The 26,170-nt window shown below is 56.4% G+C and carries 10 protein-coding genes, 1 tRNA gene, 3 rRNA genes and 7 pseudogenes; 12 read left to right on the forward strand and 9 right to left on the reverse strand.

Annotated elements, in window-relative coordinates:
• Positions 1-82 precede the first annotated feature (82 nt).
• The 4 genes from O1V66_RS19125 (at position 83) to rrf (O1V66_RS19140) (ending at position 3,493) form a co-directional block, all read left to right on the forward strand.
• Positions 83-2,987, forward strand: a 23S ribosomal RNA gene (locus O1V66_RS19125).
• A gap of 112 nt (positions 2,988-3,099) precedes the next feature.
• A 5S ribosomal RNA gene (gene rrf, locus O1V66_RS19130) occupies positions 3,100-3,215 on the forward strand.
• A gap of 55 nt (positions 3,216-3,270) precedes the next feature.
• Positions 3,271-3,346 (forward strand) — tRNA-Thr (locus O1V66_RS19135).
• 31 nt (positions 3,347-3,377) lie between these two features.
• A 5S ribosomal RNA gene (gene rrf, locus O1V66_RS19140) occupies positions 3,378-3,493 on the forward strand.
• 129 nt (positions 3,494-3,622) lie between these two features.
• Here the strand turns inward: rrf (O1V66_RS19140) and actP are convergent.
• From actP to O1V66_RS19160, 4 genes and pseudogenes are all read right to left on the reverse strand, one after another.
• A pseudogene (actP, locus tag O1V66_RS19145) lies at positions 3,623-5,282 on the reverse strand (cation/acetate symporter ActP).
• Positions 5,279-5,590: a DUF485 domain-containing protein gene (locus O1V66_RS19150; RefSeq protein WP_045048943.1), complete on the reverse strand. Its 312-nt coding sequence runs from the start codon at positions 5,588-5,590 to the stop codon at positions 5,279-5,281. The pseudogene actP and the gene O1V66_RS19150 overlap by 4 nt, the downstream one beginning before the upstream one ends.
• Positions 5,591-5,644: 54 nt before the next feature.
• Positions 5,645-7,606: an acetate--CoA ligase gene (acs, locus tag O1V66_RS19155; RefSeq protein ID WP_269128367.1), complete on the reverse strand. Its 1,962-nt coding sequence runs from the start codon at positions 7,604-7,606 to the stop codon at positions 5,645-5,647.
• A 125-nt stretch (positions 7,607-7,731) separates the two neighbouring features.
• Entirely contained in the window at positions 7,732-8,760 is a 1,029-nt protein-coding gene (locus O1V66_RS19160; RefSeq protein ID WP_045048945.1) for a S66 family peptidase, read from the reverse strand.
• A 227-nt stretch (positions 8,761-8,987) separates the two neighbouring features.
• Here O1V66_RS19160 and fes point away from each other — a divergent pair, with 227 nt between their 5' ends.
• From fes to O1V66_RS19175, 3 genes and pseudogenes are all read left to right on the forward strand, one after another.
• The gene (fes, locus tag O1V66_RS19165; protein ID WP_072045103.1) at positions 8,988-10,379 is read left to right on the forward strand and encodes an enterochelin esterase; all 1,392 of its coding nucleotides are present in this window, start codon (positions 8,988-8,990) and stop codon (positions 10,377-10,379) included.
• Positions 10,366-10,560, forward strand: a complete 195-nt coding sequence (locus tag O1V66_RS19170; RefSeq protein WP_045048946.1) for an MbtH family protein — start codon at positions 10,366-10,368, stop codon at positions 10,558-10,560. Before fes ends, O1V66_RS19170 begins: the two co-directional genes overlap by 14 nt.
• 134 nt (positions 10,561-10,694) lie before the next feature.
• A pseudogene (locus O1V66_RS19175) lies at positions 10,695-14,629 on the forward strand (amino acid adenylation domain-containing protein).
• Positions 14,630-14,689: 60 nt separating this feature from the next.
• Here the strand turns inward: O1V66_RS19175 and O1V66_RS19180 are convergent.
• The 3 genes and pseudogenes from O1V66_RS19180 to fepD all read right to left on the reverse strand — a co-directional run bounded on the left by O1V66_RS19180 (position 14,690) and on the right by fepD (position 17,496).
• Positions 14,690-15,498 (reverse strand): annotated as a pseudogene (locus tag O1V66_RS19180) (ABC transporter ATP-binding protein).
• On the reverse strand, positions 15,498-16,529 hold the full coding sequence (fepG, locus tag O1V66_RS19185; RefSeq protein ID WP_187329826.1) for an iron-enterobactin ABC transporter permease: 1,032 nt from the start codon (positions 16,527-16,529) through the stop codon (positions 15,498-15,500). Before fepG ends, O1V66_RS19180 begins: the two are co-directional and overlap by 1 nt.
• Positions 16,526-17,496 (reverse strand): annotated as a pseudogene (gene fepD, locus O1V66_RS19190) (Fe(3+)-siderophore ABC transporter permease). The gene fepG and the pseudogene fepD overlap by 4 nt, the downstream one beginning before the upstream one ends.
• A gap of 249 nt (positions 17,497-17,745) precedes the next feature.
• Between fepD and entS the strand changes: the two are divergent.
• Positions 17,746-19,028 (forward strand): annotated as a pseudogene (entS, locus tag O1V66_RS19195) (enterobactin transporter EntS).
• Here the strand turns inward: entS and fepB are convergent.
• Positions 19,015-19,976 (reverse strand): annotated as a pseudogene (gene fepB, locus O1V66_RS19200) (Fe2+-enterobactin ABC transporter substrate-binding protein). The pseudogenes entS and fepB sit on opposite strands and share 14 nt — an antisense overlap.
• Before the next feature lie 191 nt (positions 19,977-20,167).
• Here fepB and O1V66_RS19205 point away from each other — a divergent pair.
• The 4 genes and pseudogenes from O1V66_RS19205 to dhbA all read left to right on the forward strand — a co-directional run bounded on the left by O1V66_RS19205 (position 20,168) and on the right by dhbA (position 24,658).
• A pseudogene (locus tag O1V66_RS19205) lies at positions 20,168-21,375 on the forward strand (isochorismate synthase).
• A 23-nt stretch (positions 21,376-21,398) separates the two neighbouring features.
• On the forward strand, positions 21,399-23,027 hold the full coding sequence (locus O1V66_RS19210; RefSeq protein WP_045048951.1) for a (2,3-dihydroxybenzoyl)adenylate synthase: 1,629 nt from the start codon (positions 21,399-21,401) through the stop codon (positions 23,025-23,027).
• Positions 23,028-23,030: 3 nt separating this feature from the next.
• Positions 23,031-23,900, forward strand: a complete 870-nt coding sequence (locus O1V66_RS19215; RefSeq protein WP_045048952.1) for an isochorismatase family protein — start codon at positions 23,031-23,033, stop codon at positions 23,898-23,900.
• Entirely contained in the window at positions 23,900-24,658 is a 759-nt protein-coding gene (gene dhbA / locus O1V66_RS19220; protein ID WP_045048953.1) for a 2,3-dihydro-2,3-dihydroxybenzoate dehydrogenase, read from the forward strand. The genes O1V66_RS19215 and dhbA overlap by 1 nt, the downstream gene beginning before the upstream one ends.
• A gap of 373 nt (positions 24,659-25,031) precedes the next feature.
• Here dhbA and O1V66_RS19225 read toward each other — a convergent pair whose 3' ends face one another.
• Positions 25,032-25,955, reverse strand: a complete 924-nt coding sequence (locus O1V66_RS19225; RefSeq protein WP_072045104.1) for a glycosyltransferase family 2 protein — start codon at positions 25,953-25,955, stop codon at positions 25,032-25,034.
• Positions 25,956-26,170 lie beyond the last annotated feature (215 nt).

Consider the following 26,170-nt stretch of genomic DNA (forward strand, 5'->3'; position numbering starts at 1 on the left):
TTGGGTGGAAAGTAACCTGCAGCAGAGTCTCTCAAATAATCACGGCTTCGAACGCGTCTGCAAAGACACCTTCGGGTTGTGAGGTTAAGCGACTAAGCGTACACGGTGGATGCCTAGGCAGTCAGAGGCGATGAAGGGCGTGCTAATCTGCGAAAAGCGTCGGTAAGGTGATATGAACCGTTATACCCGACGATACCCGAATGGGGAAACCCAGTGTGATACGTCACACTATCGCATGGTGAATACATAGCCATGCGAGGCGAACCGGGGGAACTGAAACATCTAAGTACCCCGAGGAAAAGAAATCAACCGAGATTCCCCCAGTAGCGGCGAGCGAACGGGGAACAGCCCAGAACCTGAATCAGTTTGTGCGTTAGTGGAAGCGTCTGGAAGGTCGCAGGGTACAGGGTGATACTCCCGTACACAAAAGCGCACAGATTGTGAGTTCGATGAGTAGGGCGGGACACGTGACATCCTGTCTGAATATGGGGGGACCATCCTCCAAGGCTAAATACTCCTGACTGACCGATAGTGAACCAGTACCGTGAGGGAAAGGCGAAAAGAACCCCGGCGAGGGGAGTGAAATAGAACCTGAAACCGTGTACGTACAAGCAGTGGGAGCACCTTCGTGGTGTGACTGCGTACCTTTTGTATAATGGGTCAGCGACTTATATTTTGTAGCAAGGTTAACCGTATAGGGGAGCCGTAGGGAAACCGAGTCTTAACTGGGCGTCAAGTTGCAAGGTATAGACCCGAAACCCGGTGATCTAGCCATGGGCAGGTTGAAGGTTGGGTAACACTAACTGGAGGACCGAACCGACTAATGTTGAAAAATTAGCGGATGACTTGTGGCTGGGGGTGAAAGGCCAATCAAACCGGGAGATAGCTGGTTCTCCCCGAAAGCTATTTAGGTAGCGCCTCGTGAACTCATCTTCGGGGGTAGAGCACTGTTTCGACTAGGGGGCCATCCCGGCTTACCAACTCGATGCAAACTGCGAATACCGAAGAATGTTATCACGGGAGACACACGGCGGGTGCTAACGTCCGTCGTGAAGAGGGAAACAACCCAGACCGCCAGCTAAGGTCCCAAAGTCATGGTTAAGTGGGAAACGATGTGGGAAGGCATAGACAGCCAGGATGTTGGCTTAGAAGCAGCCATCATTTAAAGAAAGCGTAATAGCTCACTGGTCGAGTCGGCCTGCGCGGAAGATGTAACGGGGCTAAACCATGCACCGAAGCTGCGGCAGCGACGCTTAGGCGTTGTTGGGTAGGGGAGCGTTCTGTAAGCCGTCGAAGGTGGACTGTGAGGTCTGCTGGAGGTATCAGAAGTGCGAATGCTGACATAAGTAACGATAATGCGGGTGAAAAACCCGCACGCCGGAAGACCAAGGGTTCCTGTCCAACGTTAATCGGGGCAGGGTGAGTCGACCCCTAAGGCGAGGCCGAAAGGCGTAGTCGATGGGAAACAGGTTAATATTCCTGTACTCGGTGTTACTGCGAAGGGGGGACGGAGAGGGCTAGGCTGGCCGGGCGACGGTTGTCCCGGTTTAAGCGTGTAGGGGGTGTTCCTGGTAAATCCGGTACACCTTAACCCCGAGGCGTGATGACGAGTCACTACGGTGATGAAGCAGTTGATGCCGCACTTCCAGGAAAAGCCTCTAAGCATCAGGTAACATTGAATCGTACCCCAAACCGACACAGGTGGTCAGGTAGAGAATACTCAGGCGCTTGAGAGAACTCGGGTGAAGGAACTAGGCAAAATGGTGCCGTAACTTCGGGAGAAGGCACGCTGTCGCTAGGTGGAGGAACTTGCTTCCCGAGCCGAAGACAGTCGAAGATACCAGCTGGCTGCAACTGTTTAATAAAAACACAGCACTGTGCAAACACGAAAGTGGACGTATACGGTGTGACGCCTGCCCGGTGCCGGAAGGTTAATTGATGGGGTTATCCGCAAGGAGAAGCTCTTGATCGAAGCCCCGGTAAACGGCGGCCGTAACTATAACGGTCCTAAGGTAGCGAAATTCCTTGTCGGGTAAGTTCCGACCTGCACGAATGGCGTAATGATGGCCAGGCTGTCTCCACCCGAGACTCAGTGAAATTGAACTCGCTGTGAAGATGCAGTGTACCCGCGGCAAGACGGAAAGACCCCGTGAACCTTTACTATAGCTTGACACTGAACATTGAGCCTTGATGTGTAGGATAGGTGGGAGGCTTTGAAGCGTGGACGCCAGTCTGCGTGGAGCCAACCTTGAAATACCACCCTTTAATGTTTGATGTTCTAACTCGGCCCCATAATCTGGGGTGAGGACAGTGTCTGGTGGGTAGTTTGACTGGGGCGGTCTCCTCCCAAAGAGTAACGGAGGAGCACGAAGGTTAGCTAATCACGGTCGGACATCGTGAGGTTAGTGCAATGGCATAAGCTAGCTTGACTGCGAGAGTGACGGCTCGAGCAGGTACGAAAGTAGGTCATAGTGATCCGGTGGTTCTGAATGGAAGGGCCATCGCTCAACGGATAAAAGGTACTCCGGGGATAACAGGCTGATACCGCCCAAGAGTTCATATCGACGGCGGTGTTTGGCACCTCGATGTCGGCTCATCACATCCTGGGGCTGAAGTAGGTCCCAAGGGTACGGCTGTTCGCCGTTTAAAGTGGTACGCGAGCTGGGTTTAGAACGTCGTGAGACAGTTCGGTCCCTATCTGCCGTGGGCGTTGGAAGATTGAGAGGGGCTGCTCCTAGTACGAGAGGACCGGAGTGGACGCATCACTGGTGTTCGGGTTGTCATGCCAATGGCATTGCCCGGTAGCTAAATGCGGAAAAGATAAGCGCTGAAAGCATCTAAGCGCGAAACTTGCCTCGAGATGAGTCTTCCCTGGGGCTATAAGCCCCCTGAAGGGACGTTTAAGACCAAGACGTTGATAGGCTGGGTGTGTAAGTGCAGCGATGCATTGAGCTAACCAGTACTAATGACCCGTGAGGCTTAACCTTACAACACCGAAGGTGTTTTAGAGAGACGCAGTTTTAACTATCAGCTTGTTCGAAGATTGGTTTTCATGGCCGGCCCGCAGTAGGGGAAGGCGGTGAAAATAAACAGAATTTGCCTGGCGGCAGTAGCGCGGTGGTCCCACCTGACCCCATGCCGAACTCAGAAGTGAAACGCCGTAGCGCCGATGGTAGTGTGGGGTCTCCCCATGCGAGAGTAGGGAACTGCCAGGCATCAAATTTAAAGTTGAACGTGACGTTAACCGTTTGGCTTGTTGTAGATTAGTATGCTGATATGGCTCAGTTGGTAGAGCGCACCCTTGGTAAGGGTGAGGTCCCCAGTTCGACTCTGGGTATCAGCACCAGAAATAAAGCGTCAAGTTTTAAAAGAATTTGCCTGGCGGCACTAGCGCGGTGGTCCCACCTGACCCCATGCCGAACTCAGAAGTGAAACGCCGTAGCGCCGATGGTAGTGTGGGGTCTCCCCATGCGAGAGTAGGGAACTGCCAGGCATCAAACAAACGGAAAAACCTCAGTCGAAAGACTGGGGTTTTTTTGTGTCTGTAAATCATGAAAAATCATAAAGAAAAGGCCTCGATCTGTCGATCGAGGCCCTTTTTTGTTGCTTTACCCGTCATTAATCAGTGTTTACTGCTCTGCGATATTCCAATACCGGTTTGCGAACGAACAAACTGTGGCCAGAAACGGGCTCTTTCCTGTTCACCCGAAGCCGATTTATCGGTTATCGAGAAGAACCAGATACCGATAAATGCCACGATCATCGAGAACAGCGCCGGGTATTCGTAAGGGTAGATGGGCTTGGCATGACCCAGGATCTGCACCCAGATTGTCGGGCCAAGAATCATCAGGATTACCGCCGTCAGCAGCCCCAGCCAGCCACCAATCATTGCGCCGCGCGTGGTCAGTTTCGCCCAGTACATTGAAAGCAGGATGATGGGGAAGTTACAGCTGGCCGCTATCGAGAAAGCGAGTCCCACCATAAAGGCAATATTCTGCTTTTCGAACAGAATGCCCAGCGCGATCGCGACAATTCCCAGCACGATAACCGTAATCTTCGACACGCGCAGTTCGGCTCTTTCCGTTGCCTTGCCATCTTTTACTACGCTGGCGTACAGGTCATGGGAAACGGCTGACGCACCCGCCAATGTCAAACCGGCAACAACAGCCAGAATCGTGGCGAAGGCTACCGCAGAGATAAAGCCCAGGAAGAAACTCCCCCCGACGGCGTTGGCCAAATGTACCGCCGCCATGTTATTGCCGCCAAGCAGCGCACCTGCCGCATCCTTGAAATCAGGATTGGAACTCACCAGCACGATAGCGCCAAAGCCGATAATAAAGGTCAGAATATAGAAATAGCCGATAAAACCGGTGGCATAAAACACACTCTTACGCGCTTCTTTCGCATCGTTGACCGTAAAGAAACGCATCAGGATGTGCGGCAGGCCCGCGGTACCAAACATCAGCGCGAGACCCAGTGAAAGTGCCGATACGGGGTCGGAGACGAGTCCCCCCGGGCTCATTATCGCAATGCCTTTCGGATGTACCGCCACCGCCTGCGTAAACAGCGTATTGAAGTTGAAACCAACGGATTTCATTACCATCAGCGCCATAAAGCTCGCCCCTGCCAGAAGCAGTACCGCCTTGATAATCTGCACCCAGGTAGTCGCCAGCATTCCGCCGAACCAGCACATACATCACCATCAAAATGCCGACCAGAATGACCGCCACCAGATAGTTGAGCCCAAACAGCAGCTGGATAAGCTTACCCGCCCCCACCATCTGCGCAATCAGGTAAAGCGCGACCACTACCAGCGAGCCACAGGCCGACAGGGTGCGAATCGGTTTCTGCTTAAGGCGATAGGAGGCGACGTCGGCAAAAGTATATTTGCCCAGATTACGCAGGCGCTCGGCGATGAGAAACAAAATGATCGGCCAGCCAATCAGAAAGCCTATCGAGTAGATCAGGCCGTCATAACCGGAGGTATACACCAATGCCGAAATGCCGAGGAAAGACGCCGCAGACATGAAATCCCCGGCAATCGCCAGGCCGTTTTGCAGGCCCGTTATCTGTCCGCCCGCCGTATAGTAATCCTGCCGGGAACGTGTGCGTTTAGAAGCCCAATAGGTGATATACAGCGTTGCGCCGACAAACAGCACGAACATGATGATGGCTTCGATATTCAGCGGTTGTTTCCTGACTGCGCCTGCAATTCCTTCCGCAGCCCAGCCGGAGAAACTAAGCGCCAGCAGCGCCAGAACACCCAGACGACGGGCGTTCATGGTTGCACCTCGCGCACGATATCGGCCGTCAGGTGGTCAAATTCGCCATTGGCGCGCACTACATAAATACCGGTCATGACAAAGGAGATGACGATGAGGCCGACGCCTACCGGGATGCCCCGCGTGATGGTCGCGCCCTCGTAAAGCGGCGTCCCCAGCCACTGGGGCTCGAAGGCAATCAGAAAGATAAATCCGACGTACAGTACCAACGTGATAATGGAAAGCAGCCAGGCGAACCGGCTGCGTTTATACACCAACTCTTTAAAGCGCGGATTACTTTCAACCTTTTGATAAATGAGATCATTCATCGACACGACTCCTATGAGGCATTGATTGAGTTCACCGCGCCAGGGCGGTGAAAATTATGACGACGCTTTCATTGATTGTTTTTCTTCCAACAGCTTGTCGACCACGCCAGGATCGGCGAGGGTAGAGGTATCGCCGAAGTTGCTGGTATCACCCGCAGCGATTTTGCGCAGAATACGGCGCATGATTTTTCCGGAACGCGTTTTTGGCAGCGAATCCGTCCAGTGCAGGATATCCGGCGTTGCGATGGGGCCTATCTCTTTGCGCACCCAGTTGCGCACTTCGGTATAGAGTTCCGGCGTAGGTTCTTCGCCGTGATTCAGCGTGACGTAGGCATAAATCGCCTGTCCCTTGATGCTGTGCGGGAAGCCCACAACCGCCGCTTCGGCGATTTTTGGATGCGACACCAGCGCCGATTCAATTTCGGCGGTGCCCAGACGGTGGCCCGAGATATTGAGCACGTCATCGACACGGCCCGTTATCCAGTAATAACCGTCTTCGTCACGACGCGCGCCGTCACCGCTGAAGTACATATTCTTGAAGGTCGAGAAATAGGTCTGCTCGAAGCGCTCATGGTCGCCGTAAAGCGTACGCGCCTGACCCGGCCAGGAGTCGATGATAACCAGATTGCCCTCTGTCGCGCCTTCCTGCGGATTGCCCTCGTTATCGACCAGCGCTGGCTGCACGCCGAAGAAGGGACGCGTTGCAGAGCCGGCTTTCAATTCGGTCGCGCCCGGCAGCGGGGTTATCATGAAACCGCCGGTTTCCGTCTGCCACCAGGTATCGACGATAGGGCATTGGCTGTTGCCAATCGTCTTGTAGTACCACTCCCAGGCTTCTGGATTGATAGGTTCGCCCACTGTGCCCATGATACGCAGCGAACTGCGGCTGGTGCCTTCAATCGCCTTGTCGCCTTCGGCCATCAGCGCCCGGATAGCGGTCGGAGCGGTATAGAGGATATTGACCTGATGCTTGTCGATAACCTGCGACATGCGGTTGGTGGTCGGATGGTTCGGCACACCCTCGAACATCAGGGTGACGGCACCGACGGCCAGCGGTCCGTACAGCAGATAGCTGTGCCCTGTCACCCAGCCCACGTCGGCGGTACACCAGTACACATCTCCGGCATGATAATCAAAGGTGTATTTGAAGGTCAGCGCCGCATAGACCAGATAACCGCCGGTAGTATGCAGCACGCCTTTGGGTTTGCCGGTCGACCCCGAGGTATAGAGAATGAACAGCGGATCTTCGGCCTTCATTTCGGTCGGCGGGCAATCCCCGGAGGCGTTGGCCGTAACCTCGTGCCACCATAGATCGCGTCCTTCTTTCCACTCGCCTTTTTTACCGGTGCGTTGATAGACAATCACATGGCTTACCGTCACGACGGCCGGATTTTTCAGCGCATCATCGACGTTCTGCTTCAATGGAATGGTTCGCCCGGCGCGCAGCCCTTCGTCGGCGGTTATCACCAGCTTGGCATTGGAATCGATAATTCGGCCCGCCACCGCTTCCGGCGAGAAACCGGCGAAAATCACCGAATGCACTGCGCCGATGCGTGCGCAGGCCAGCATGGCAACCGCCGCTTCCGGCACCATCGGCATATAGATTGCGACCACGTCGCCTTTGCCAATGCCTTTATCTTTCAAAACGTTGGCGAATTTGCAGACATCTTCATGCAGCTGTTTATAGGTTACGAACTTGTTCTCCGCCTTGGGATCGTCGCCTTCCCAGATGATAGCGACCTGATCGCCGCGCTCGGCGAGATGACGATCAAGACAGTTGGCCGCCAGATTCAGGGTGCCGTCTTCAAACCAGCGAATGTCGATATTGCCCGGTGCAAAAGAGGTGTTTTTCACTTTGGTGAAAGGTTTGATCCAGTCGATCACTTTGGCCTGTTCGCCCCAGAATGCGTCCGGATCTTCCACAGACAATTGATAATATTGCTCATATTTCTCAGGCGTAATCAGGGCGTGTTCCGCAATGGAGGCAGGAACAGGGTGCTTGTGAGATTGGCTCATCATTGTTCTCCTTATGAATGTGTTAATACTATGTCAATCAAAAGTTAATTGTAGTTTGCGTAAGGGCTTTGTTTGGGTTTTGGGTGGCAGATCACGCAATGCCTTTGCGACACAAGCAGTTAGTTTTATGGGATTAAATAAGGGGCGAGAATCGCGACCTTTTCACGATCGAAATCGATCGCTATTTTTCCGCCCAACGGCAGGGTCAGCATCGGATGCGTATGACAACAGTCGAAACCGTCGACGATGGGCAGCCGCTTGTCGTTCATCACCTCAAGCAGCACGTCAACCGGACGACGTCCACTGTTGGCATCATTGAACAGCTCGTGTTTTCCAAGCAGGACAGCCGACACCCTGTCGAACACGCCGTTGATTTTCAGCATCGAAAAGGCGCGTTCGACGGTGGCAATATCTTTGAGACTGTCCTCGATAAACAGAATGTCTCCGTGCCGAATAGCAGGCATATAAGGGCTGCCCCAAATACCCGACAACGTATTCAGATTGCCGCCGATGACCCGGCCCGTCACACGCCCCGAGCCGAGAAACCGGCAATCGTTGGGGTAGAGCGTTTTCGGGCGTTCCGGCGTGCGCGTGTCCCAGTTGAGCTTTTCATCACTCCAGACATCCGGAAGAGGATAGGTATAGGGCAGGGTGGGCGAGCCGGTCAGCAGGTCGGAAAACGCGTTCCAGGTCACATCGACCAGCGGCGGAAATTCGCCGAACGAGGCGACCAGTGCGGGGCCATAAAAAGTAATGAGGCCGGTTTTGGCATAAATGCCGAGCAGCAGCGCGGTAGTATCCGAATAGCCGATGATAATCTTGGGGTCGGCGCGAATGGCGTCATAATCGAGATAGGGCAGCAGCGCATTGCTGTTCATGCCGCCAATCGTCGACATCACGCAGCGCACCTGCGGATCCCGCAATAGCTGATTCAACTCTTCGGCCCTTTCCGCAATCGTTCCTGCGCGATAGAAATCCGCCTTGCCGGTTAGATTGCCCGCCTTCAGAGAGAAGCCCTTGTCTTGCAGAAAACGCTGGGCACGCGCGAAACGGTGGGGCGCCGTCACCGTCACAGGGGAAGAGGAGGAGAAAAAACCCAGGGTATCGCCGGGCTTAAGTGACTGAGCCAGCAAAGGTTGAGAGGTAAAATCCATCGTGTTCTCCAAAGACGCAAAAGAGGTTTCTACCCTCGCTTATTCATTGAATTTTCTCAATCAAAATGTAGAGGAAGCAAAGTCGGCCCGTCACCCGGCGCCCTCCTATTGCAAATGCAAATAATTATCAATACTATTCTTTATATCCTTAAGAAAGGTTCAGGACGCTATTTTTAAGCCCTCGGTACGTTCTGAATGTTTTTGTCGCCACATGAAGAGTAAGTGTTTTGAAATCAGATTGTCTGCATACACCGTCTACCTCGGCAAGCCATACGCTGCTCAACAGCAAGCACGCAGGAAGCAACGGCTGGTGGCTGGAAGTGGCCCGACGTGGAACGCCATGGATTGAGCGTTCAGGTGAAGGGCTTTGCAACGTCACCTTCTTCTGGCGCGATCCGCAGGGGAGCGAATATACCTCTCCCTACAAACGGGTCTGGGTCAATATCAACTGCCTGACGGACCATCATCAGTCTTCTCCGCCGCAAAGCCTGCAGCGATTGAACGGAACCGATGTCTGGTATTGGCAGATTACGCTGAAGTCCGACTGGCGTGGCAGCTACAGCTTTATTCCGAGCGTCGACGAGCGTGCCTTTACCGCCGAAACCGACGGAGATTTTGACCGCATGTTCGCGGTGCGCAGCTGGTGGCGCACGCTGTTTGCCAGTGCGACTCACGACCTGCTGAATCCGCATCGTTCATGGGCAGGCGCGAAGGGCCACGCGCTCTCCGGCATTCATCTGCCTGATGCGCCGCCTCAGCCTGCATGGCAGGAGTTCGACAGTTACGCCACCTCGAACGGGCGTTGCATTCCCGCAGCACCGGCGAATATTCAACGCTATCAATGGAACAGTCCGCGTCTTGGCAACACGCGCAATGTGTGGATCTACAGCACCGGCGAAGGTGCCCATCCGGCTTCACGTCCGCTGGCCGTTCTGCTCGACGGGCAGTTCTGGTCTCAGAAGATGCCCATCTGGGAACCTCTGATGCAGCAGACGGCGCAGGGAAAATTGCCCGCTGCCGTCTATGTGCTGATTGAGGTGATAGACAGCCAGCAGCGCGGCAGGGAACTGACCTGCAATCCTGATTTCTGGCAGGCGGTGCAGGAAGAGTTGCTGCCCGACATTGCACGGCGTGCGCCGCACACGCAAGATCCCGCCAAAACCGTGGTGGCAGGCCAGAGCTTCGGCGGCCTGTCGTCGCTGTATGCCGGACTCAACTGGCCACAGCGTTTTGGCTGCGTGCTGGCGCAATCCGGCTCCTTCTGGTGGCCGCGCCGCGACATGCTGCAAGGCGATGCTGTGCCGGAAGATGCCTGCTGGCTGCCCAAACAGGTCGCGCAGGGATTGGGTAAAAACAGCCCCCTGAAAATCTTTATGGAAGCGGGACGCCACGAAGGGCTGATCCATAAGGTCAACGACAGTCTGGTCAATATTTTCAGGCATACCGATCACCAGGTGCATTACCGCGTGGTCGAAGGCGGGCACGACGCATTGTGCTGGCGTGGCGGATTGCTCGACGGGCTGGAAGCGCTGTGGGCCGACGATTTCGTCAGCCATCAGCCTCCGCTCTCATTTACTTTGGATACGATTACAGCAGGAGCGCATCGTGGAAAAGCTTAATCCTTTTGATGACGAACAACAGCCCACTCTGGTGGTGCAAAACGGCCAGCAGCAATACAGCCTGTGGCCCGATTTCAGCGCGATCCCGGCAGGCTGGCAGCCGGTATTCGGGCCGACAGCGCGTGCCGAGTGCATAACCTGGCTCGAGAGCCATTGGCCCACTCTGCAGCCGGCTTCGTAGGGTATCGCGCCAGCAACGCGACAAAGACCGTGCCGAAGGAGTCGGCCAGAGATTAATCATCAGGAGTATTCAGGGTGCAAGACGTGACTTCAACATTACCGCTTTCCAACATTCAGCCCGTTCAGCGTGACGCCATGCCGCTGGTGGCCGCACAGCCTGGGATCTGGGTAGCAGACCAACTCTCTCCCCACGACAACGCCTATGCTGTGGCGCACTATATTGAATTGACCGGCCAGCTTGACCGCGATCGCATGATTGATGCCATCTCGCAGGGGCTGGCCGAAGCCGATACGCTGCGCATGCGTTTCGAGGAGCAGGACGGCGTGCCGATGCAGTGGGTTGACACCGCCGCTGCCCTGCCCGAAATCGAGTGGGTCGATCTCTACGATCGCGCGTTATCCAATCCCGCGCTGGCCGGTCGGCCGGTGGAAGATCAGCAGGCTGCCGCACTGGCCTTGATGCAGCAGGATCTCAACGGGCAACTGCGTGTCGCCGACGGCCTGCCGCTGTTCCGCCACGTCCTTATCCGCGTGGCGCAAGACCGCTGGTTCTGGTATCAGCGCTATCACCACGTTATTGTCGATGCCTTCAGCTTTACCGCCATCGCGCGCCGTATCGCGCACCTTTATACCGCCCTCTGCCAGCAGCAACCGCCCGAGCCGACTCCTTTTGTTCCTTTCAGGGACGTCGTGGAGGAGTATCAACACTATGAACACTCTTCCGTGTGTCAGCGCGACAAACAGTTCTGGCTGGAGAAGGCGCGTCAACTGCCGCCCGCTGCAAGCCTTAGCCCGCAGCCGCTGGCCGGACAAGTGCCGTCGACGCACATCTTCCGTCTTTCCCAGGCCTGCTCGCCGCAGCAATTTGCCCAACTGACAGCCGCCGGGGAGCCGCACAAGTTGACGCCATCCGATATGGCGCTGGCGCTGGTATCGCTGTGGGTTTCACGCCTGAGCGGTCAAACGGACTTCGGTGCCGGTTTTATCTTTATGCGCCGTATGGGATCGGCTGCCCTGTGCGCCACGGGGCCGGTCATCAACGTTCTGCCGGTGGCATTCAATGTCGCGCCGCAGCACACCTTGGTGGAAGTGGCGGCCGAAATCTCCCGCGAGTTGAAAAAGCTCGTCGCCATCAGCGTTACGATGCCGAACAAATTCAGCGCGATGTCGGCGGCGTTGGCGATGCCCAGCCGCTCTATGGCACCGTCTTCAACTTCAAGATGTTTGATTTCCGTCTGGATTTCAACGGCATGCAGGGCGTTACCCACGAGCTGACCTCCGGTCCGGTGCGCGACCTTGAAATCGCCATGTATATCGATGAAGCCGGTCAACTGACGGTTGATCTGCTGGCCAACGCCGAGCGTTACCAGCCGGAAGAGCTCAAGGCGCATTTGCAGCGTCTGCCGCTGTTGCTGGCCCAGTTCGCGGACAATCCTGCGCTGTTGAGCGGAGAAGCCGACATGCTGACCGCCGACGATCACGCCTTGATCCGTCGTGTAAACCGCACGGCCACGCCGGTTGCCAGCACAACGCTTAGCCATCTTCTGGCCGAACAGGCCACGAAAACGCCAGACCGTGTGGCGCTGGTCGATGCGCAGCACCACTTTACCTATCGTGAAACGCGCGAACAGGTTGTTGCACTGGCACAGCGGCTGGTGGAACAGGGCGTGCAACGCGGCGATATCGTTGCCGTGGCGCTGCCGCGTTCTGTATTCCTGTCGCTGGCGCTGATGGCGATTGTGGAAGTCGGTGCGGCCTATCTGCCGATGGACACCAGTTACCCTGACGATCGTCTGGCGATGATGATTGAAGATGCCTCGCCACGTCTGATTATTACTGATAATACCCAGTTGGCGCGCTTTGCCCGCAAGGGCAATGTGATGATCTATGACGCGCCGCTTTCCCTGAGATCAGATTTACCTCAGACTTTTATCCGAACTTCCTCAGAAGATCCAGCGTATCTGATCTTTACTTCAGGGTCGACCGGCAGACCAAAAGGCGTGGTTGTCGGCCATCAGGCCATTGTGAACCGCCTGCTGTGGATGCAAAACGCGTATCCGATGGATGGCAGCGATGCCGTCTTGCAAAAAACGCCGAGCAGCTTCGACGTGTCCGTATGGGAATTCTTCTGGCCGCTGATCGTGGGTGCAAAACTGGTGATGGCTCCGCCCGAAGCGCACCGCGACCCGGAACAATTGCAGCAGTTGATTGCCGCACACCAGATTACAACCCTGCATTTCGTGCCGTCGATGCTGGCCGCCTTTGTCGCCACACTCGAAGAGCCGGATGCAATCGCGCAGTGCGCGTCGCTGCGTCAGGTATTCTGCAGCGGCGAAGCCTTGCCCGCCGAGCTGTGCCGTCTGTGGCAGCGCCGCGTCGGGGTTGCTCTGCATAACCTTTACGGGCCGACCGAAGCCGCCGTCGACGTCAGTTATCATCCGGCCTATGGCGAGGCGCTGGCCGAAGTCAAAGGGGCCAACGTGCCTATCGGCCTGCCGGTGTGGAATACGGGTCTGCGCATTCTCGACGGCCGACTGCAACCGGTGCCGCCGGGTGTCGCAGGCGATCTCTATCTCACCGGCGTACAGTTGGCGCACGGCTATCTCGGACGTCCGGATCTCACTGCCAGCCGCTTTGTGGCCGACCCGCTCGGCAACGGCGGGCGCATGTATCGCACCGGCGATGTCGCGCGCTGGCTGCCGACCGGTGCCGTGGAATACCTTGGCCGCAGCGATTTCCAGCTGAAAATTCGCGGCCAGCGCATCGAGCTGAGCGATATCGACCATGCCTTGCTTTCCCTGCCGGGCGTGGCGCAGGCCGTAACCCATGCGCTGACGCTGGGTAATGCGCCGCAGGACGCGACCGGCGGCGATGCCCGTCAGCTGGTAGGCTATCTGGTCGCACAGCCGGACATTACGCTGGATCTCGACGCACTGCGCCGTTCGCTCGGCGACTTGCTGCCGCCACACATGGTGCCGGTCGCGCTGGTGGCCTTGCCGACGTTACCGCTGAGCGCCAACGGCAAGCTTGACCGCAAGGCATTGCCGCAGCCGCAAGCGGCGCAGCAGACACAAGGTCGTGAGCCGCAACCGGGCCTTGAAACGCACATTGCCCGCGCCGTGGCAGGCCTGTTGTCGCGTGAAAAAGTGTATGCCGACGACGATTTCTTTGCCCTCGGCGGTCATTCCCTGCTGGCGATGCGTCTGGCTGCGCAGCTTCGTCGCGAGCTGGACAGGCCGGTCACCGTCGGGCAGATCATGGTTGCTTCAAGAATCGAACAGCTTGCGGCCCTGCTGGGCGAGGAACCGTCGCAAGCCGAGGCCGACAACTGTGGTTTCGAGTCCGTATTGCCGCTGCGTAGCGCAACCGGTCCGACATTGTTCTGTCTGCATCCGGCTTCCGGTTTTTCCTGGCAGTTCAGCGTGTTGCCTCGCTACATCGACCAGCAGTGGTCAGTGGTCGGCATTCAGTCGCCGCAACCTGCCGGACCCCTTGCAACCAGCGACAATATGGACCAGGTATGCGACGCGCATCTGCAAACGGTGCTGAGTGTGCAGCCGCACGGCCCTTACCACTTCATCGGCTATTCGCTGGGAGGCACGCTGGCGCAGGGCATCGCGGCACGTTTGCAGGCGCGAGGCGAAGAGGTGGCATTCCTTGGACTGCTGGATACCTATCCGCCGGAAACGCAAAACTGGGACGTGATGCTCGACGACAACGTGTTGAAAGAGATTCAGCGCGAACGCGAGCGGTTTATCGCGGTTTCCGAAGAGTCGCTCGAACCGGCGGAAGGCGGCGGTCGACACTCGATGTTTGACAAGATTGAAGCCAACTATGCGGATTCTGTGAGGCTGCTTTCGGCCACCAGCACGGCGCGCTTCAACGGCGAAGCCACGCTGTTTGTGGCGAAGCGCACCTTGCAGGCCGGCATGGACGTGCAGCAGACCTGGTCACATTATGTGGATTCGCTACAGGTTCACGAGCTGGACTGCGCCCACGTCGACATCGTTTCACCGGCATCGTTTAAAGTGCTGGGGCCGATGCTCAATCGGATACTGCGCGCGTTGTAACGGTTTCGGCAAGTGTCATCACCAACCCCGCCCGACGCGGGGTTTTTTTATGGCTTTGGATCAGGAAAGCGATTCGCAGTGACCCAGCGGGATGATAAGCGGCGTATGGGAGACAGGGCAGTCGATGATGTGACAGCGCAGGCCGAACACCGCTTCGATAAGTTCGGGCGTCACGATATCCGCCGGTGCGCCCTGGGCGAGTATTTTGCCGTCTTTCATGGCAATCAAATGCCCCGCATAGCGGCAGGCGTGATTGAGGTCGTGGAGCACCACCACCAGCGTGCGGTTATTCTCGCGATTCAGGCGGCACATCAACTCCATCAGGTCAATCTGATGGGCGATGTCCAGCCAGGTCGTAGGCTCGTCGAGCAGCAACAGCGGCGTCTGCTGGGCTAACACCATCGCAATCCATACCCGCTGGCGTTGACCGCCGGAAAGGTTGTCTACCCGCCGATCGGCCAGTTCATGGACGCCGGTGGCGCGCATCGCCTCATCGACCGCCAGCGTGTCCTGCGCATTCCAGCGGCTAAACAGGTTCTGGTGCGGATAACGGCCACGGGCGACGAGATCCGCCACGGTGATATCGCCCGGTGCCGTTGAACTCTGCGGCAGCAGGCCAAGCTGTTTGGCGACCTCTTTGGTCGGCACCTCGTTGATCATCTTGCCGTTTAGCCATACTGAACCCGCCTGTGGCTGCATCAGGCGGCTCAGCGTGCGCAGCAGCGTGGATTTTCCGCAGGCATTCGGGCCGATAATGACCGTGACCTTGCCTTCGGGAATCGAAACCGACAAATCGCGGGCGACGACCTTTTTTCGTAGCTCAGGGTCAGGTTGTCTGCCCGTAACGGGGATAAATGTTCAGTGCTCATTAGCGGCGAGACTCTCGAATTAGCAGGCCAATCAGATAGAGGCCGCCGAGACTCACCGTCAGCACCCCCACGGGCAGTTGATAGGGAAGGAATACGCGCTGGGCGATAACGTCGGCGGCCAGCAGCAGCAACGCGCCGGTCAGGGCGGCAAACAGCAGCGGCTGCTTCTGATTCGGGCAGAGGCGGCGGGAAATCTGCGGGGCCACCAGCGCGATAAACGAAATGGGACCGGCCACGGCGGTAGCGGCGGCGGTAAGCGACACACCAACCAGCATCAGCAGCAGGCGCGAACGCTCGACCGGCACACCCAGCGCACAGGCGGTATCATCGCCCATCTCCAGCAGGCGCATTCGGCGGCACAGCGCCTGCGCCAGCAGCACGGCAAAAATAATCACTCCGATGGCGGGCAGGCTTTTCTGCCAGGTAATACCGTTGAGCGAGCCTGCGCTCCAAAGCCCGGCGGTCAGCGCCGACTCCAGCGAGGCATTGATAATCAGCCAGGTGTTGCCGCCAATCAGCAAGGCGCGAATGGCGATGCCTACAATGATCAACCGGAAGGTTTCCACGCCTTTTCGCCACGCGAGCCAGTACACCAGCAGACCCGTTATGATCCCGCCTGCCATGGCACCGGCGGTGATTTCATTGATGCTGCCGTTGAACAAGACGATGGCGACCAGCACACCGCTGTAAGCGCCGGTGTTAAAGCCTATGACATCGGGGCTGCCGAGCGGATTGCGCATCAGCGACTGGAAAATCGCGCCGCTGATGCCGAGCGCCGCGCCCAGAATCAAGGCCATCGCCACGCGTGGCAAACGCCATTGCGTGACGATCACCGCCAGATTTTTCGGACCTTCCCCGCGCAGCGCATCGATAACCTGATGGGCGGAGAGGGGCAGTGTGCCGTTGCCGAGGGCATAAACTGCCAGTAGCGCACAGCAGATCAACAGCGCCGCCACGGTCAAAACAGGCCGCGCAAGGCGAAGGTTTTTCTCTGCCGGATGTCGGCGTTCGAGGGCGGAATTCATGCTCATCCCCGGCTTAATCCGTTGTGATGGCGGACCAGCCAGATTAGCACCGGCGCGCCGATAAAGGCCGTAACCACGGAAACGCGAAGTTCGCCCACCACCAGCATTCGGCCCAGCAAATCTGCGGCCAGCAGCAGGGAAGGGGTCAGCACCAGCGTCCACGGCAACAGCCAGCGCGGATTGGCGCGCGACAGGCGTTTGGCGATGTGCGGCATCATCAGACCGACAAAACCGATCGGCCCGACGGCAGCGGTCGCGCTGCCGCAAAGCAGAGTAATCGCCAGCAAGCCGGTAAGCTGGGTCAGCGCAATGCGCGTGCCGAGCGCGGTCGCCAACTCGCTGCCCATGGTCAGATTATTCAGGGAACGGCTCATCAACAGGGTCATCAGGCTGGCGACAAGAATCGGCCCGGCAACGGTGCGGATAACTGCCATGCTGCGGATATCCAGCGTGCCAGCCTGCCAGAAACGTAACTGGTCAAAGGCCTGCGGATTCAGCAGCGAGATGCCGGAAGACATGCCTTCAAGCACCGCGCCGAGCGCCACGCCCGCGAGGGTCAGGCGGATAGGATTGATTCGCCCGCGACCCAGCGCGCCAATCATCGCCACCAGCAGGGTTGCGACCATCGCGCCCGCAAAGGCGTACCACAAATAATGTTCGATATCGCTGGCACCAAAAAAGGCAATGCCCAGCACCACAGCAAATCCGGCACCCGAGTTCACGCCGAGAATACCCGGATCCGCCAGCGGATTGCGGGTCAGAATTTGCATCAGCGCGCCCGATAGGCCGAGAGCCATACCGGCTAAAATGCCGGCCAGCGTGCGGGGAGTCGCGCATCGAGAATAATCACGCAGTCGGCGCTGCTGCACTGGCCGTTCAGCGCGGGCAAAATCATGCTGGGCGGAATGGACTTTTCGCCCACCGACAGGCTGAGGGCGACCATCGCCAATAACAGCAGAATAGCCAGCAGCATGCCGGGCCACTGACGCGTGAAGGCGGAAGACGGGGTGGAAATGTTGAGCGCACTACTGCGCATGAGCCGAGACATAGCAGCCTTAGGGTAAGCAGATTATTCAGTAATGTGAATGATATTTATTATCGTTATCGCTTGGGTTTGTATATGGTAGCATGACTCTTTGAACTGTTGCAGTCCCCAGGCTGCGGGATCCACCCGTCAGACCCTTTGCTGCTTTCTCTGTTATCGTTGGACCCTGAATTCGCTATGGAAAAGCCGTCAATTTTACTTAATTTCAGTCTGTTGAAAACCCATCCTGCCTTCCGCTCCGTGTTTTGCGCCCGATTTATCTCCATTCTGGCGCTGGGACTGCTCGGCATCGCCTTGCCCGTGCAGATTCAATCGCTTACCGGTTCAACCTTGCTGGTCGGTCTTGCCGTAACCCTGGCAGGCAGCGGCATGTTTATCGGCCTGCTGATGGGGGTGTCATGGCCGACCGCTACGAGCGCCGCCGACTTATCCTGTTTGCCCGATCCACCTGTGGCATCGGTTTCGTCGGATTGTGCATTAACGCCGCAATGCCCTCGCCGTCGCTTCTGGTGATTTATCTGCTCTCCGTGTGGGATGGTTTCTTCGGCGCGGTAGGCGTTACGGCGCTTCTGGCCGCGACACCCGCGCTGGTGGGGCGCGAGAACCTGGTACAGGCCGGTGCGCTGAGTATGCTGACCGTGCGTTTTGGCTCCATTCTTTCACCGGCGGTCGGCGGGCTGATTATCGCCAGCGGCGGCGTGGTGTGGAACTATGGGCTGGCCGCTTTCGGCACCTTGCTGACGCTGCTGCCGTTGCTGCGTTTGCCAAAGCTCGCGCCTCCGCCGCAGCCGCGCGAACACCCGCTAAAGTCTCTGGCAAGCGGCGTGCGTTTCCTGTTCCAGAATAAAGTGATTGGAATGGTGGCGCTTATCGGCGCGCTGCTGACGATGGCGAGTGCGGTACGCGTGCTTTATCCGGCGCTTTCGGGGCTTTGGCAGGTCGATGCTTCACGTTTGGGCCTGATGTACGCTGCCGTGCCGCTGGGTGCGGCAATCGGCGCCTTTACCAGCGGTCGCGTGGCCAACGTGGCGCGTCCGGGCTGGATGATGCTGACCACCGCCATCGCCGCATTTGTGGCCATCGGGCTGTTCAGCCTGATGCCGTGGTACGGCACGGCGCTGCTGTGTCTGGTGGTCTTCGGCTATCTGAGCGCCATTAACTCGCTGCTGCAATACGGGCTGATTCAGCGCCTGACGCCGGATGAATATCTGGGACGAGTCAACGGTCTGTGGACCGCGCAAAACGTGACGGGCGATGCATTGGGTGCGCTGCTGCTGGGCACACTGGGATCGGTGATGTTGCCGGTAGCCAGTTCGGCGAGCTTCGGCTTTGGTGCGGCGCTTGTCGGACTGGTGCTGGCGTTTTCGCTGCGTGCGCTACGCGATGTGTCTCATTCGTCAGAGATAAAAGACGGGTCGGAAGCGATGCCCCAACCCGCCAAACCGGTCAACGGCCGCTAAACTGGGTTTCAAGCTGCGTCAGCACATTGCTGGCGCTGTAGTAATCCAGGCGGAACGTGTCGTTGCCCAAGGCAAACACCTGCTTGTTTTGTACCGCAGGCAGGTGACTCAGAAACACATTTCCTTCCAGACGCTGGGTATCGGTTTTATCACCGGCAAACAGCAGCAGCGATTTGCCGTTCAGACCCGCCGCCATATTCTCGCCGGAAAGCTGGATGATATCTTTACGCACGCCCTGCGACTGGCTGCTGGCGGCATGGGCCGGCGGCTGCGCCAACGTAAAGCCCAGCTGTTGCAGCATTTGTCCCTGCGGAGAAGCCGGGGTCCACAGGTTGGCGGCTTTGCCATCCGGACGATACACCAGTGCCGACACCGGCTGCGGCGGCAGATGAATGCTGTTCTTCACCGCCTTTTCGCGGGCATCGAAATCGGCTACGGTTTTGGCCGCTTCGGTTTCCTTGCCGGTCGCTTCGCCCAACTCCTGCGCCAGCGCCTGCCAGCTCTTGTCATCATAATTAACCACCATCACCGGCGCGACGGCAGAAAGCTGGTCGTAAACTTTTAGTGCGGAATCGCCACCCGTTGCGGAGACGATAATTAGATCCGGCGCTTCGCCTGCAATGGCTTCGGCATTGGGTTCACCGACATAGAGACGTTTAACGCCGCGCTGCTTCGCCACGTTGCCCCATTGACGGAAAAACCCCTGGTCGTCGGCAATGCGGGTATTGGGACTGGTTGCCCCGCTCGCCACCACCGGCGCATGGATGGCCAGCAGGGTGCCGGTCACCGTCACGCTGGTGGAAACAATGCGCTGGGGAGGCTGTTTCAGCGTGATCACGCCGTGGGGGTGGTTATCTCTCTCGGCCAACCTTCCGCCGCATGGGCTGTTGTCGTCAAAAGCGTAAAAATTCCTAAAATAGCCGCCAGCGGGCGAAATACAGATGTCATCATTTTCAGACCTTAGTGGTGAATAACTGCCAGATTCGTTGAGTAAAAAGAGAATTCCGGCTGGACATTTTAGAAGCAGGACAAATCCTCCCTCATTGACACTGTGAAACGCATCACGTACTTTAACGCGATTAAATACAAATGATAATGATTATCATGATGGTTATCATTATATACGTAGGAGAAGACAGATGGATACTGTGATGAAAGAGCGCGATCGGGTCGGCGGACAGCACGATAATGAAAGCGCACAGGCTACCGAGCTTTCCCCAACCTCGGGCTTTTTCTTTACCTCCCCTATCGGAGCCTGAGTACGCAAGGTTGCCTGACCAAAATAACCGAATCGGCCAGGGATGGTGATAGGTTAAACGGTGCGTTTCAACAGGCCATAGCTGCCGCATTTTCGGATGCCCGCGCCGCAGGTATTAAGCATCCCGTGCTATGTGGCGCGATCCCTTTCGATAAACGTCAACCTTCCGCCCTTTTTGTTCCGCTGAAAACCCACTGGTTGGAGCGTGAAGAGGCTATGGCGGCCGCAACCGGTCTGGAAGGAGCGCTGCCGGACATCGCCAGCAAAACGGAACTGCCGGAGCAGGCAACGTTTATGCAGATGGTCAGCGATGCCGTGCAGGCCATGAACGACGGCAAGCTCGACAAGGCCGTGTTATCGCGCCTGCTGGAGATAAAAACCCGCAACGCGGTAGAGCCGCAGGCGCTGATGAGCCGCATCGTGGAGCAGAATCCAAACGGTTACCATTTTCATGTGCCGCTCGAGCAGGGCGCACTGATAGGCGCCAGCCCGGAACTGCTGCTGCGCAAGCAGGGCAACCAGTTCCATTCGAATCCGCTGGCCGGTTCCGCCCGCCGCGAGAGCAGCCCGGAGAAAGACGCCGAAGTCAGCCGCGTACTGCTGGATTCCGGCAAGGATCTGTATGAGCACCACATTGTCACCGAAGGCATGCGCCAGGTGCTGGAAGGCCGCAGCCGCTCGCTGGATATTCCCTCTTCACCCGAGTTGCTGAGCACGCCGACGCTGTGGCATCTCTCCACGCCTATCAACGGCGAAGTGCAGGACGCGCAGGAAAACGCGCTGTCGCTGGCCTGCCTGCTGCACCCGACACCTGCGCTTTGCGGCTCGCCGACCACCGTCGCACGCGATTTGATAGAGCAGCTAGAGCCCTTTGATCGCGGCCTGTTCGGCGGTATCGTCGGCTGGTGTGACGATCGCGGTAACGGCGAATGGGTAGTGACTATCCGCTGCGGTACGGTGAAGGGCGATCAGGTCCGCCTGTTTGCCGGTGCGGGGATCGTTCCTGACTCCTCTCCCGAGTCTGAATGGCGCGAAACCGGCGTCAAACTGAATACCATGCTTCGTGCTTTTGGCTTGAACCAGGTTTAAAAAACTATTTAGAGAAGACAACAATGAGTATTGCTTTTACCGCCTGGCCGGAAGATTTTGCCAAACGCTACCGCGAACGCGGCTACTGGATTGATGAACCGCTGACCGATATCCTGACCCGTCAGGCCAATAACGACAGTCTCGCCATGACTGATGCAACAGGCAGCCTGAGTTATCGCGAATTGAATCAGCAGTCCGATCGTCTGGCAGGCGCGCTGCGCCGTCGTGGCATTGTGGCAGGCGAGACCGCGCTGGTACAACTCGGCAACGTCAACCAGTTCTATGTCGTGTTCTTCGCGTTGCTGAAAATCGGTGTAGTGCCGGTCAATGCGCTGTTCAGCCATCAGCGTACCGAGCTGAACGCTTACGCCAGCCAAATCAAACCGGCATTGCTGATTGCCGACCGCGACCATCCGCTGATTGGCAACGACGCCTTCCTGGACGCGTTCCAGAGTCAGCATGCTTCCCTGCGTCTCGTGGCGCTGCGCAATGCTATGGGCGAGCAAACTTCTCTGACGGCGCTGATTGCCGAGGAGCAGGACGCCTTTACCGCCTCGCCAACCCCTGCCGATCAGGTCGCATTCTTCCAGCTCTCGGGCGGGAGTACCGGTACGCCGAAGCTTATTCCGCGTACTCACAACGATTATTACTACAGCGTGCGCGTTAGTGTAGAGGTGTGCCGTTTCGATGCCGATACCCGTTATCTGTGTGCGCTGCCGATTGCCCATAACTATCCGATGAGTTCGCCGGGTGCGCTCGGCGTATTCTATGGCGGCGGACAGATGGTACTTGCCGCCGATCCCAGCGCGCTGGTGTGCTTCCAGTTAATTGAAAAACATCAGATTAACGTGACTGCGCTGGTACCACCGGCCGTGACGCTTTGGTTGCAGGCGATTGAAGAGTGGGGCAGCAACAAGGCGCTGTCCAGCCTGAAACTGTTGCAGGTTGGCGGTGCCAAACTTGGCGAAACGCTGGCGGCACGCATTCAGAACGAAATTGGCTGTCAGTTGCAGCAGGTCTTCGGCATGGCGGAAGGTCTGGTCAATTACACCCGACTGGACGACAGCGAACAGCATATCCTCACCACGCAGGGTTATCCCATGTCGCCCGACGACGAGCTTTGGGTCGCCGATGAACACGGTAATCCGCTGCCTGCCGGACAGGTCGGTCGCCTGATGACTCGCGGCCCCTATACCTTCCGCGGCTATTATCAAAGCCCTGAACACAACGCCGAAGCCTTTGACGAAAATGGCTTCTACTGCTCGGGCGACCTTATTTCATTGACCGAAGACGGGTATGTGCGCGTCGAAGGCCGTCTGAAGGATCAGATAAATCGCGGCGGCGAGAAAATTGCCGCCGAAGAAATTGAGAACCTGCTGCTGCGCCATCCCGACATCGTCAATGCCGCGCTGGTTTCCATGCCTGACGAGCTGATGGGCGAAAAAAGCTGTGCGTTTATTATCTCGAACGTCGAGCTGAAGTCCGTTGCCCTGCGCCGTCACCTGCGTGAACAGGGGATCGCCGAATTCAAGCTGCCGGACCGCTTCATTCGCGTTGATACCCTGCCGCTGACGCCGGTCGGCAAAATTGATAAAAAGCTTTTGCGTCAGTCTTTTGACGCGCAGTCACCTACACAATCCTCTGGAGAATAAACGATGGCCATTCCAAAACTCGAATCCTATGCCTTGCCAACCGTGGCAGAACTGCCAACGAACAAGGTGAAGTGGGAACTGGAACCCTCGCGCGCTGCCCTGTTAATCCACGACATGCAGCAGTATTTCCTAAACTTCTGGGGAGAAGACAGCCCGCTGGTCAAGCAGGTGGTCGAGAACATCGCCGCTCTGCGCAGCTACTGCAAGGCGCAGGGCATTCCGGTGTTTTACACCGCACAGCCGAACAACCAGAGCGATGAAGACCGCGCGCTGCTCAACGACATGTGGGGGCCGGGTTTGAACAAACATCCCGAGCAGCAGGCAGTCGTTGCCGCGCTGGCTCCCGATGAAGACGATCAGGTGCTGGTGAAATGGCGTTATAGCGCCTTCCACCGTTCGCCTTTGCAGGAAATCCTGAAAGAAACGGGGCGCGATCAGCTGATCATCTGTGGTGTCTATGCCCACATTGGTTGCCTGACCACGGCGATTGACGGTTTTATGCGTAACATTCAGCCTTTCATGGTGGCCGATGGTCTGGCCGACTTCTCGCGTGACGAGCATCTGATGGCGCTGCGTTACACCGCGGGCCGCTGTGGTCGCGTTGTAATGACAGAAGATCTGACCGGATCAACCGGCAAATCAGCGATCGCCAGCAAAGATCAGCTGCGCAGCGAGATCCTGCCTCTACTGGACGAAGACTGCGATGATCTGGACGATGACGACAACCTGATCGACTACGGCCTTGATTCCGTGCGCATCATGGCGCTTGCGACCCGCTGGCGTAAAATCCGCGAAGACATCGACTTCGTGGCTCTGGCGAAAACACCAACCATTAATGGCTGGTGGAAACTGCTTTCTGGAGAGAAAGCGTAATGAGCACGGGTCAGGAGTTTGCACAAAAGCGCGTTTGGGTAACCGGCGCGGGCCAGGGAATTGGCTACACCACCGCCTTGGCATTTGTTGAAGCAGGGGCCGAGGTGATTGGTTTCGACAAACATTTCGGCGACCACGACTATCCGTTTCGTACCGAAGTGCTCGACGTCACCGATGCCAGCGCGGCGCGTGAAGTGTGTCAGCGCCTTTTGGCCGAACACGATTCGCTGGACGTACTCGTCAATGGCGCGGGAATTCTGCGCATGGGCGCGACCGACGAGCTGAGTGATGAAGACTGGCAGGCCTGCCTTGCGGTGAATGCAGGCGGCGCGTTCAACATGTTCCGCCATACGCTGCCGGTATTTCGTCGCCAGCAGCGCGGTGCTATCGTCAGCATCGCCTCCAACGCCGCGCACGTACCGCGTATGGGTATGTCGGCCTATTGCGCCTCCAAAGCGGCCTTGCGCAGTCTTTGCATGACCGTTGGCCTTGAGATGGCGCCTTTCGGCGTGCGTTGCAATCTGGTGTCGCCAGGCTCTACCGACACGCCTATGCAACGTGGAATGTGGACTTCGCCGGAAAGCGAACAAAATACCATTAACGGATTCCCCGACCAGTTTAAATTAGGGATCCCGCTCGGAAAAATTGGTAAGCCGCAGGACGTAGCCGACGCCGTGTTATTTATGGCCTCCGATCGCGCCGGGCATATTACCATGCAGGACATCGTTATTGACGGCGGCGCAACGCTCTCTGCCTGATTATCGATATCGTGCCTGACAACAAATCAAAACCCGCATTGCGCGGGTTTTTTTATGCGTCAAATAATACACTTTGCGTTCGTTTTAAAGGCACAGATTGTCAAAGTTCGACACAATCAGCTTATTCGCTCATTTATCATTGACCCGCTTGATCCAGTAAGAGATAAGCCGTTTCCATTACTTTTTTGGTCCAGAAAAGAGAATCTAGAGACTGGAATGAGCATAGGGGAAATGACGCTTTGCATGAATAAAAAGTCAGTTTCATGCGCTCGGCGCAAAAAAATGCCATTAAAAATTATTTATAATTATCAGGGGTTTGTAGGTTTTTTGATAAGCGTAGTTCAGAAGGGGTTCTTGAAGAATATAAAGCGGTTTACCACGAGCGAATAAGTTTTTTCACCTTTATCAGCTTGCGTTTATAGCTCATCCGGACTTCTGGATGCAGCATAAATTGCACGATATCGACTTCTTCGATATTTTGCTTGATAGTGTCTCTATCATCCCACTTTGAAATAGTGACATGATTACGGTTAATAAACTCAATCCAGTGGCAGACTTGAAGGAATTTATATTCTCCTTTAAGTACCAATGACATTTGGTCTAAACCAAGACGGCAAAGTTTTATTTTCTCTTCATCCAGGTCGCTGGATAATGAACTTCCGTGTTTGAAGTACATATAAGGACCGGTCGCCGAGAAATAAATGTTATTACAGTTTTTCAATACCTCGGGGAATATAAAGGCATCTTCGTAGCAAATATAGTGCGGAAACTTGCAACGCAATAAAATACTGCGCTTGATAAACTTGCCGATGAAATGCGCCTGAAATGCCTGGTGAATCAGGTATTTTTTGATGGCCACATGCTTGCTTATCTGCTTCGGCTGCAGGGGAGGATTGCTGATTGGCAGAGCGTTGTCACGCACTTCCGTCAGGCGCGTGATAAGCATGTCCGGCTGATTGCCGTTGAGGAAGTCGAGGACTTCAATCAACGAATTAGGCTTGAGCTGGTCATCGCCATCGACCATTGTGATGTATTCACCACGTGCATGGGAGACGCCGAAATTTCTGACCTTACCAATGTTCTTAAACCCGACATCGTACTGCACCACGTTGTCATGACCCTCGGCGAACTGCTCACAGATACGGCCTGTGGCGTCGGTTGAGGAGTCATTAATCAGCATGATTTCGCACTGTGAGAAGTGGTCTCCCAGCGCTACGCTTACTGATTCAAGGCAGGCTGTTAAGTGCTGGGCACAGTTGTGCGCAGTAACGATAACAGTCAGGTCGTATAGTTTCATTTTTATAATTTCTTGTTTACAGGGGTAATTTTTTCAAAAAAATCATGCAATCCTTAAACATTTTAACACTCCGTCTCAAATCTGTCTTCGAGGGCGAAAAAAAATCTAACATAATTTTAGACAAAAAAGTGTGCATCGTGCGGTTAAGAAAAGAATTATTTAATCTGATTTATCACACTATTTTCTTCACTAAAATCAATCTTACAATTATTACT

Origin of the sequence: Rouxiella chamberiensis, assembly GCF_026967475.1 — a bacterium.
GTDB classification, from domain to species: Bacteria; Pseudomonadota; Gammaproteobacteria; order Enterobacterales; family Enterobacteriaceae; genus Rouxiella; species Rouxiella chamberiensis.

Excerpts from the sequence above, each read along its gene's own strand:
- fepG (WP_187329826.1), bottom strand. The coding sequence starts at position 16,529 with ATGAGCATGAATTCCGCCCTCGAACGCCGACATCCGGCAGAGAAAAAC.
- O1V66_RS19225 (WP_072045104.1), bottom strand. The coding sequence starts at position 25,955 with ATGAAACTATACGACCTGACTGTTATCGTTACTGCGCACAACTGTGCC.
- dhbA (WP_045048953.1), top strand. The coding sequence starts at position 23,900 with ATGAGCACGGGTCAGGAGTTTGCACAAAAGCGCGTTTGGGTAACCGGC.
- O1V66_RS19210 (WP_045048951.1), top strand. The coding sequence starts at position 21,399 with ATGAGTATTGCTTTTACCGCCTGGCCGGAAGATTTTGCCAAACGCTAC.
- O1V66_RS19160 (WP_045048945.1), bottom strand. The coding sequence starts at position 8,760 with ATGGATTTTACCTCTCAACCTTTGCTGGCTCAGTCACTTAAGCCCGGC.
- O1V66_RS19215 (WP_045048952.1), top strand. The coding sequence starts at position 23,031 with ATGGCCATTCCAAAACTCGAATCCTATGCCTTGCCAACCGTGGCAGAA.
- acs (WP_269128367.1), bottom strand. The coding sequence starts at position 7,606 with ATGAGCCAATCTCACAAGCACCCTGTTCCTGCCTCCATTGCGGAACAC.
- O1V66_RS19150 (WP_045048943.1), bottom strand. The coding sequence starts at position 5,590 with ATGAATGATCTCATTTATCAAAAGGTTGAAAGTAATCCGCGCTTTAAA.